Raw genomic sequence first — 7,792 nt, forward strand, 5'->3', positions numbered from 1 at the left:
GTGCCGCGTGATCCACTTCGACCACCCGTGGCTGCTGGGCCTGCTGCCGCTGGCGCTGCTGCCGTGGTGGGCGCGTGCCGCGCAGCCGGTGCGCAACGCCTGGGTCGCGCTGCTGCCGCGCGACCGCGCCTCCGATGCCCTGCAGCGCGTGCTGAAGGGCGCGGCCGTGCTCGCGCTCGCGCTGCTGGTGCTGGCGATGGCCGGCGCCTACCGGCCCGAGTACACGGTGGAACGGGTCGGCCAGGGCGCCGAGATCGTGGTCGTGCTCGATCGCAGCCGCAGCATGGACGAGGGCTTCGCCGGCGCCCGCCTCGCCGCCGGCGCGGCCAAGCCGCGCGGCACCGGCCCCGAGGCGCTCGACTACTACATGAGCCTGTCGCCGGGGCGCTCGCGCGATGCGAAGGGCAAGGTCGCGCGCCGGCTGCTGTCGGCCTTCGTGACCGGCCGGCCCGACGACCGCTTCGGGCTGGTGGTGTTCAGCACGCTGCCGATGCGGGTGCTCGAGTTCACGCAGAAGAACGACGTGGTGCAAGCGGCCATCGCGGCCGGCGAGATCGGGCGCGGCCTGTCGGAGACCAACATCGGCCTCGCGCTGCTGGACGCGCTGTCGTTCTTCGACGAGCGGCCCTACACCGGCTCGCGCATCGTGATGCTGGTGTCCGACGGCGGCGACCGGCTCGATGAGGCGACGCAGGAGCGCATCGCCTTCGCGGCGCGCAAGCACCGCACCGCGATCAACTGGTTCTACCTGCGCTCGGCCAACAGCCCCGGGCTGAACGCCGAGGCCGGCGACCCGCTGGGCGCCGCCGACACCGTGCCCGAACACCAGCTGCACCGCTTCTTCCAGTCGCTGGGCACGCCGTACCGCGCCTATGAAGCCGACAACGACAAGGCCTTGCAGGCCGCGATCGACGACGTGAACCGGCTGGAGAACCTGCCGATCACCTACCTCGACACCGTGCCGCGGCGCGAGCTGTCGCCCTATGCCCACGGCATCGCGCTGCTGTGCGTGCTGCTGTTGCTGGGCGCACAGGCGCTGGAGATCAGGCGATGGGCCTGATGACCCCGCAGCGGCGCACGCGCACCGTGATCGCGGTGCTGGCCTTCGCGGCGCTGGCGGCGCTGGTCGACGGCGTGCACCTGTGGCGTCTGCAGCGGTGGAACGCGGCGATTGCCGCCGAGCCGCCGGTGGCCGTGGGCGGCACGCCGCCCGCCGAGCTGCAGTTCGCGCTGGCCCATGCGCAGGCTGCCAGCGGTGCGGCCGACGACGCGCTGAAGCGCTACCGCGCCTTGCAGGGCGATTCGGCGCTCGGCCAGGCGGCGCGCTTCAACAGCGCGAACCTGCTGGTGCGCCAGGCGCTGGTCGCGCGCGCCGGCACGCAGCCGGGTCTCGCGATCCCGCTGCTGGAGCTGGCCAAGGAGGGCTACCGCGAGGTACTGCGCAACGACCCCGGGCAATGGGACGCCCGCTACAACCTGGAGCGGGCCCAGCGCCTGCTGCCCGACCCCGACGAATCGCTGGTCGAACCGGCCGACGGCCGGCGCGACGCCGAACGCGCCGTCACGACGATGCGCGGCTACTCGCCGGGCCTGCCATGAAGATCAAGGCGTTCGACGCGCTGCCGGCACTGGCCGCGCTCGCGCTGGCCGCCACCTTCCTGGACCCGGGCGTGCGCATCGAGCGCCGGCTGTTCGAGCACGTGGTGGTGCTCGACATCACGCAGAGCATGAACGTCACGGATGAACTGCTGGACGGCAAGCCGGCGTCGCGCCTCGCGTTCGCGAAGCATGCGCTGCGCGAGAGCCTGCTCGCGCTGCCCTGCGGGTCGAAGGTGGGCTGGGCGGTGTTCACCGAGTACCGCTCGTTCCTGCTGCTGGCGMCGGTGGAGGTGTGCGCGAACCTGGGCGAGCTGCGCAGCACGCTTGCGCGCATCGACGGCCGCATGGCCTGGTCGGGCAACAGCGAGATCTCGAAGGGCCTGCACAGCGCGCTCGGCATCGCGCGCGACCTGCCCGGCAAGCCTTCGCTGGTGTTCATCACCGACGGGCAGGAAGCGCCGCCGCTGAACCCGCTGTACCGACCGGCCTTCGACGACAAGCCGGGCGAGGTGCCGGGGCTGATCGTCGGCGTCGGCGACCTGCTGCCCTCGCCGATCCCGAAGACCGACCCGCTGGGCCGGCCGCTGGGCGTCTGGCGCGCCGACGAGGTGATGCAGACCGACCTGCGCAGCCAGGGCCGCAGCGCCAGCGTCAACGGCGAGAAGCTGGCCGACGACGGTGCCGGCCCGCCGGCCTCGGGCCTGGGGGCGACACCGGGGCGCGAGCACCTGTCGGCGCTGCGCGAGGGCTACCTGCGGCTGCTGGCGAGCGAGCGCGGCCTGCGCTTCCATCGGCTGCAGGCGGCGCAGGGGCTGTCGGACGAGCTGTCGGCACCGGCGCTCGCGCGGCCGGTGGTGGCGCGCGCCGATGCGCGGGTCGCGCTGGCGGCACTGGCCTTCGTGCTGCTGCTGGCGCGCAGTGCGTGGCCGGTGCTGCAGAGGCTGCGTCAGGTGGCGGGGCGGAAGAAGCGGTCGGCCGCCGCGCCGGCTTCGGCATCGGACTGAACCGCGTCGGGCGGGCCGCCCTTGCCCCACAGCAGGCCGGCGAACGGCATCGCGAGGAACTCGGCGCACAGCTGGGTGGAGTCGATCATCGGCTGGGCCTTGGCGCGGTTGCCGCTGGTCGTGATCAGGTGCATGCGCTTCTTCGCCATCTCGGCCTTGAACGGCAGGCCGTCGACCCGCATCCACGCGCTCCAATGGTCGAGGTAGGTCTTCAGCGAGCTCGGGAAGCTGTACCAGTAGACGGGCGCGACCAGCACGAGGTCGGTGCAGGCCATCGTCGCGTCGAGCAGCGTGCGCAGGCCGTCTTCGGGCCACGGGTAGGTGCCGGCGGTGTGGCGCTGGTCGGTGAAGGGCTGCATCGGCAATTGCGCCAGGTGCAGCCAGGTCTGGGTGGCGTCGGCCGGCAGGCCGGCGGCCGCACGGCGGGCCAGCCATTCGGTGTTGCCGACGTGGCCGGGCTCGCGGGTGGAGGCGACGAGGAACAGGAAGTGGGACATCGGTGGCGTGGGTGGTGGGTGGCAACGAATGAAACGCACGCAGTGTTCCATGAAGTCAGGCTGACGCATGGCGCGGGGACAATGGCCTCCTCATCCGATATGTCCTGGAGTTCTCGATGTCCGCTGTTCGCCACCTGTCCTGCCTTGCACTGATGCTGGGAGCCCTGATCGGCTCGCCGGCCAAGGCCCAGACCACCGACGCCGCCGTCGTCGTCAACGAGTACGACGTGTTCGTCGACCCGGTCACCGCGTTCGCCTTCATCAAGCTGCCGGCAGGCTGGAAGTTCATCGGCAAGCTGGATGCCGCACAGCTGCGCAACCTGCCGCCGGGGACGCTGACCTCGCTGCTGCCGCCGGACGACGAGGCGGCGAAGCTGGCGGCGAACTCGACGAAGCGAAAGGGTTGACTACAGGCCCTTCGCGCTCGCGAGCCCCTTCGCGCCCGTCAGCACGATGCCGTCCAGCACGGCATCGGTGAAATCCGCGCCGCTGACATCCGCGCCGCTCAGGTCGGCCCCCGCCATCTTCGCGTTGAAGAAGTTCACGCCGCGCAGGTTGGCGTTGACGAGCTTCGCGAACGACATCATCGACCGGTTGAGATCGGCCCCTTCCAGGTCGGCCTCGCCCAGGTCCGCGCCCGACAGGTCGGTGCGCATCTGCCCCATGCCCTGGTTCTTGATGTTGACGCCGAGGTTGGTCTTGACCAGCTTCGCGCGCCGCAGGTTCGCGCCCGGAAAGTCGGCAATGACGCGCGCCCCGCTCAGGTCGGCGCCCTCGAAGATCGGCGGCGCCTTCACCGCGCCGCCCAGCACCACCACGCTGAGCAGGCTGGYGCCCGCGAGCGTCGCGCCGCTGAAGTCGGTGCCCATCAGCCACGCGCCGTTGAGGTTCGCTCGCGTCAGGTCGGCACCGTTGAACTTGCTCAGCACGAGCTTCGATGCGAACAGGCTGGCCCCCACCAGCCTCGCCCGCCGGAAATCGAGGCGGCTCAGGTCGAGGTCTGACAGGTCGAGCCCCGACAGCTCGGCCGGCCCCGGCGCCGCGGCCAGCCGCTCGCGCACCTGCTCGACGCTGAGCTGTGCAGCCCCCACGCGCCGGCTGCCCATGCCGAGCAGCACGGACGCGATCGCGATGTTCCAGACCCTTCTGCGCACAGTGTTTGCTCCGGTGGAACGATGATGCTGGGCGGTGCCGCGCCAAAGATCAAGGCCGGCAACCCTGCCCAAGGAGATCGACATGACCCAGTGGCGCAAGAAGACCCCCGACGAGACCTACCCGCCCGAAGAGATCGAGGCCCGGCTGAAGGCCGAGCTGCCGAAGTGGACCTTCGAGGACGGCTGGATCCGCCGCAAGTACAAGACCGGCGGCTGGAAAGGCACGCTGATGGTGGTGAACACCGTCGGCCACCTCGCCGAAGCCGCCTGGCACCACCCGGACCTCACGGTCTCGTTCGCCTTCGTCACCGTCAAGCTGATGAACCACGCGGCCAAGGGCATCACCGACAAGGACTTCGCGCTCGCCGCGAAGATCGAGGAGGTGGTGATGTGGCAGCCCGGCGCGGTGGAAGGCTCGGCCCTGGAAGGCACGCCCGACGATCCGCGCTTCAAGTACATCAAGTACGACTGAAGCCGCGCATGACACTGTGTCACCCGGGCGGAACAAGCCCAGGCTCCCGCACGCCTTCCAGACCCGCTTTCCGGGGTAAACCCCAGCGGAACGGGGATTGCTTAGCCAGTCTTCAATGCCTGCCTCTGCCACCGACCACCACCGCCTGCTGAAGCTTCGCGCGCCGGGCCGCCTGCACCTCGGGTTCCTCGACCCGGCGGGCACGCTGGGCCGCCGCTTCGGCAGCCTGGGGCTGGTGATCGACGGCATCGCGACCGAGCTCGAGTTGAGCGCCGCATCCGCCGACGAGGTGCTGGCCGCCGATACCGCCGCCGAGGCCGAGATCGACCGCGCGAGCCGCTTCCTGCACACCCTGCGCGAGCACACCGGCCTGCGCACGCCGCTGCGCCTGCAGCTGTCGCGCGTGCTGCCGCCGCATGCCGGCTTCGGCTCGGGCACGCAGCTCGCGCTGGCGATCGGGCGCGTGTTCGCGCAGTGGCATGGCCTGGCTCTGAGCAGCGTGACGCTCGCGCACTGGCTCGCCCGCGGCCTGCGCTCGGGCATCGGCATCGCCGGCTTCGACCAGGGCGGCCTGCTGGTCGATGGCGGCCCGGGCGCCGACGGCATGCCGGCACCGCTGCTGTCGCGCATCGCGTTCCCGGCCGCCTGGCGCGTGCTGGTGGTCCAGGACGAGCGCCACCGCGGCCTGTCCGGCCCGCAGGAGAAACAGGCCATCGCGACGCTGCAGCCGCTGCCGCAATCGCTGTCGGCCGACATCTGCCACCAGGTGCTGATGCGCGTGCTGCCCGGCGCGGCCAGCAGCGAGTTCGCCCCGTTCGCGGCCGGCATCAACCGCGTGCAGCAACTGCTCGGCGAGCACTTCGCGCCGGCGCAGGGCGGCGCGTACACCAGCGCGGCGGTGGGCCGCGTCGTGCAGTCGATCGACGGGGCGGCCATCGGCCAGAGCTCGTGGGGGCCGACGGGCTTCGCGATCCTGCCGTCGCAGGCCGCGGCCGAGGCCGCCCTGTACACGCTGCGGGCCGATCGCCTGCTCGAACCCGGCGTCACGGTGAGCATCGTCGCCGGCCTCAACCGTGGCGCGCTGCTCTCCGAGCACGCCTGCGAACCCCATTGAAGAGCGCACCATGGAACGCCCCTACATCCTCCACATGTTCACGCCGGGCCGGCAGATGAGCCCGTTCGACGTCAACATGGCCGCCGACGCCGGCTACCAGGTGATCGCGCCGTACTGCGACGCGACGCTCGACGACATCACCGCGCTGACGCAGGACGCGATCTTCTCGCGCGGCCCGAAGGGCGTGGCACGCACCGGGCTGTTCATCGGCGGACGCAACGCGATGCTCGCGGCCGACATGCTGGAGCGCGCCCGGGCCTCGATGGTCAAGCCCTTCGTCGTGTCGGTGATGGCCGACCCGAGCGGCGCCTACACCACCGCCGCGGCGATGGTGGCCTGCACCGAGGCCGCGTTGCAGAAGCAGCACGGCCACGGCCTCACCGGCCTGCGCCTGGTGGTGCTCGGCGGGCTCGGCCCGGTGGGCCGCATCGCCGGCGTGATCGCCGCGCAGGCGGGCGCGCGGGTGTCGCTGTCCAGCCGCAGCGGCGCCGCCGCGGCCGAGGCCGCCGCGCAGGAGACCGGCACGCGCTTCCAGGTCGCGCTGCACGGCGTGTCGGGTGCCGACCATGCGGCGGTGCGCGCCTCGCTCGCCGATGCCGACGTGGTGCTGGCCTGCGCCGCGGCCGGCGTGCAGGTGGTCTCGCCCGAGGACCTGAAGGCAGCGAAGCGGCTCAAGGTGGCGGCCGACGTCAATGCCGTGCCGCCGGAAGGCATCGCCGGCGTCGGCGTGATGGACGACGGCAAGCCGCTGGCCGGCAGCTCTGCCGTGGGCATCGGCGCGCTCGCGGTGGGCAACGTGAAGTACCAGACGCAGCACCGCCTGCTGGTGCAGATGCGCGAATCCGACAAGAAGGCGCTGGTGCTCGGCTTTCCGGAGGCGTTCGCCACCGCGCGCGCGTTCCTCGCGGAGCGCGCGGCCGGCGAAGCGGTTTGAATCGCCCATCCGCCGGCGTGATCGCCGTCGCGGCGCTGTCCGCCCGCATGATGGCCGAGGCCGCCGTGCGCGACGGCTTCGACGTGGTCGCACTCGACCTGTTCGGCGATGCCGACACGCGCCGCGCCGCCTCGCGCTGGATGAGCCTGGGCGAGCCCGCCACGCTCGCGATCGACGACGCGCGCACGCTCGCGGCACTCGGCGAGCTGGCGCAGCGCGGCGACGTGCGCGGCTGGGTCGCCGGCAGCGGCTTCGAGGGCCGGCCGCGGCTGCTGGCCGAAGCGGCGCAGCTGCTGCCGCTGGTCGGCACGCCGGTGTCGGCGGTGTGCCGCGTGCGCGACCCGGCACTCTTCTTCGGCTTCCTCGCGTCGCATGGCATCCACCACCCACCGGTGCGGCTGGGCGCCTTGTCGCGCACGCTGCCGGACGACGGCTCGCACTGGCTGACCAAGGACGCGCTGGGCAGCGGCGGCTGGCAGGTGAGCTGCGCCACGCCGCAGCGGGTGGCCGAGATGCCGGCGCAGCACTACCTGCAGCAGGAGGCGCCCGGCGTGCCGATGTCGGCCACCTTCATCGGCAATGGCCGCCGCGCGGCGCTGCTCGGCTTCAACGAGATCACGGTGCGCCGCTTCGGCACGCGGCCGTTCGTGTTCTGCGGCGTGGTCGGGCCRGTGCCGCTCGAAGGCCGCGCCGCAGCGCAGGCACGCGCCGCCGTCGACGCGCTGACCGCCGGCTTCGAACTGCGCGGCCTGTGCAGCCTCGATTTCATGCGCGACGGCGACGAGATCGCGGTGCTCGAGGTCAACCCGCGCCCGCCGGCCAGCATGGCCTTGTACGGCGACGGCGTGATGGCGGCCCATGTGCAGGCCTGCCTGCACGGCGTGCTGCCGGCACCGCGCACCGGCCGGGATCCCATCAACGGCACCGAGATCGTGTTCGCACGCCACGGCGGGCGGGTCGACGAGGCGCTGGCGCAGCGGCTCGCTGCCTGGCCCGGGGCGCACGACCTGCCGTGCGC

Annotated in this window: 10 protein-coding genes; 8 read left to right on the top strand and 2 right to left on the bottom strand. The window is 72.2% G+C overall.

Annotated elements, in window-relative coordinates; translation table 11 throughout:
* The 3 genes from AC1D12_RS18135 to AC1D12_RS18145 all read left to right on the top strand — a co-directional run.
* The coding region (locus AC1D12_RS18135) for a vWA domain-containing protein (RefSeq protein WP_477842018.1) at positions 1 to 1,060 on the top strand (1,060 nt) is incomplete at its 5' end.
* A complete protein-coding gene (locus AC1D12_RS18140) occupies positions 1,051 to 1,599 on the top strand; it encodes an MxaK protein (RefSeq protein ID WP_465112230.1) in 549 nt (182 codons plus the stop codon). The genes AC1D12_RS18135 and AC1D12_RS18140, both read left to right, overlap by 10 nt.
* The gene (locus tag AC1D12_RS18145) at positions 1,596 to 2,603 is read left to right on the top strand and encodes a vWA domain-containing protein (protein ID WP_477842020.1); all 1,008 of its coding nucleotides are present in this window, start codon (positions 1,596 to 1,598) and stop codon (positions 2,601 to 2,603) included. The genes AC1D12_RS18140 and AC1D12_RS18145 overlap by 4 nt, the downstream gene beginning before the upstream one ends.
* Here the strand turns inward: AC1D12_RS18145 and AC1D12_RS18150 are convergent.
* Positions 2,546 to 3,100: a flavodoxin family protein gene (locus AC1D12_RS18150; protein ID WP_465112228.1), complete on the bottom strand. Its 555-nt coding sequence runs from the start codon at positions 3,098 to 3,100 to the stop codon at positions 2,546 to 2,548. The two genes, AC1D12_RS18145 and AC1D12_RS18150, sit on opposite strands and share 58 nt — an antisense overlap.
* Positions 3,101 to 3,216: 116 nt before the next feature.
* On the opposite strand from AC1D12_RS18150, the gene AC1D12_RS18155 reads away from it, so the two are divergent.
* The gene (locus AC1D12_RS18155; RefSeq protein WP_477842022.1) at positions 3,217 to 3,507 is read left to right on the top strand and encodes a hypothetical protein; all 291 of its coding nucleotides are present in this window, start codon (positions 3,217 to 3,219) and stop codon (positions 3,505 to 3,507) included.
* On the opposite strand, the gene AC1D12_RS18160 is transcribed toward AC1D12_RS18155, so the two are convergent.
* A complete protein-coding gene (locus AC1D12_RS18160; protein WP_477842023.1) occupies positions 3,508 to 4,254 on the bottom strand; it encodes a pentapeptide repeat-containing protein in 747 nt (248 codons plus the stop codon).
* 82 nt (positions 4,255 to 4,336) lie between these two features.
* On the opposite strand from AC1D12_RS18160, the gene AC1D12_RS18165 reads away from it, so the two are divergent.
* From AC1D12_RS18165 to AC1D12_RS18180, 4 genes are all read left to right on the top strand, one after another.
* Positions 4,337 to 4,726, top strand: coding sequence for a 4a-hydroxytetrahydrobiopterin dehydratase (locus tag AC1D12_RS18165; RefSeq protein WP_047502322.1), 390 nt, complete (start codon positions 4,337 to 4,339; stop codon positions 4,724 to 4,726).
* 115 nt (positions 4,727 to 4,841) lie between these two features.
* Complete coding sequence (locus AC1D12_RS18170) at positions 4,842 to 5,840, top strand: beta-ribofuranosylaminobenzene 5'-phosphate synthase family protein (protein WP_477826604.1); 999 nt, start codon at positions 4,842 to 4,844, stop codon at positions 5,838 to 5,840.
* 10 nt (positions 5,841 to 5,850) lie between these two features.
* Positions 5,851 to 6,774: an NAD(P)-dependent methylenetetrahydromethanopterin dehydrogenase gene (locus AC1D12_RS18175; protein WP_477842025.1), complete on the top strand. Its 924-nt coding sequence runs from the start codon at positions 5,851 to 5,853 to the stop codon at positions 6,772 to 6,774.
* The coding region (locus tag AC1D12_RS18180; protein ID WP_477842027.1) for an ATP-grasp domain-containing protein at positions 6,771 to 7,792 on the top strand (1,022 nt) is incomplete at its 3' end. The genes AC1D12_RS18175 and AC1D12_RS18180, both read left to right, overlap by 4 nt.

Source organism: Rhizobacter sp. P1_G5 (genome assembly GCF_056405435.1).

Excerpts from the sequence above, each read along its gene's own strand:
- AC1D12_RS18140 (WP_465112230.1), top strand. The coding sequence starts at position 1,051 with ATGGGCCTGATGACCCCGCAGCGGCGCACGCGCACCGTGATCGCGGTG.
- AC1D12_RS18150 (WP_465112228.1), bottom strand. The coding sequence starts at position 3,100 with ATGTCCCACTTCCTGTTCCTCGTCGCCTCCACCCGCGAGCCCGGCCAC.
- AC1D12_RS18155 (WP_477842022.1), top strand. The coding sequence starts at position 3,217 with ATGTCCGCTGTTCGCCACCTGTCCTGCCTTGCACTGATGCTGGGAGCC.
- AC1D12_RS18165 (WP_047502322.1), top strand. The coding sequence starts at position 4,337 with ATGACCCAGTGGCGCAAGAAGACCCCCGACGAGACCTACCCGCCCGAA.
- AC1D12_RS18170 (WP_477826604.1), top strand. The coding sequence starts at position 4,842 with ATGCCTGCCTCTGCCACCGACCACCACCGCCTGCTGAAGCTTCGCGCG.
- AC1D12_RS18175 (WP_477842025.1), top strand. The coding sequence starts at position 5,851 with ATGGAACGCCCCTACATCCTCCACATGTTCACGCCGGGCCGGCAGATG.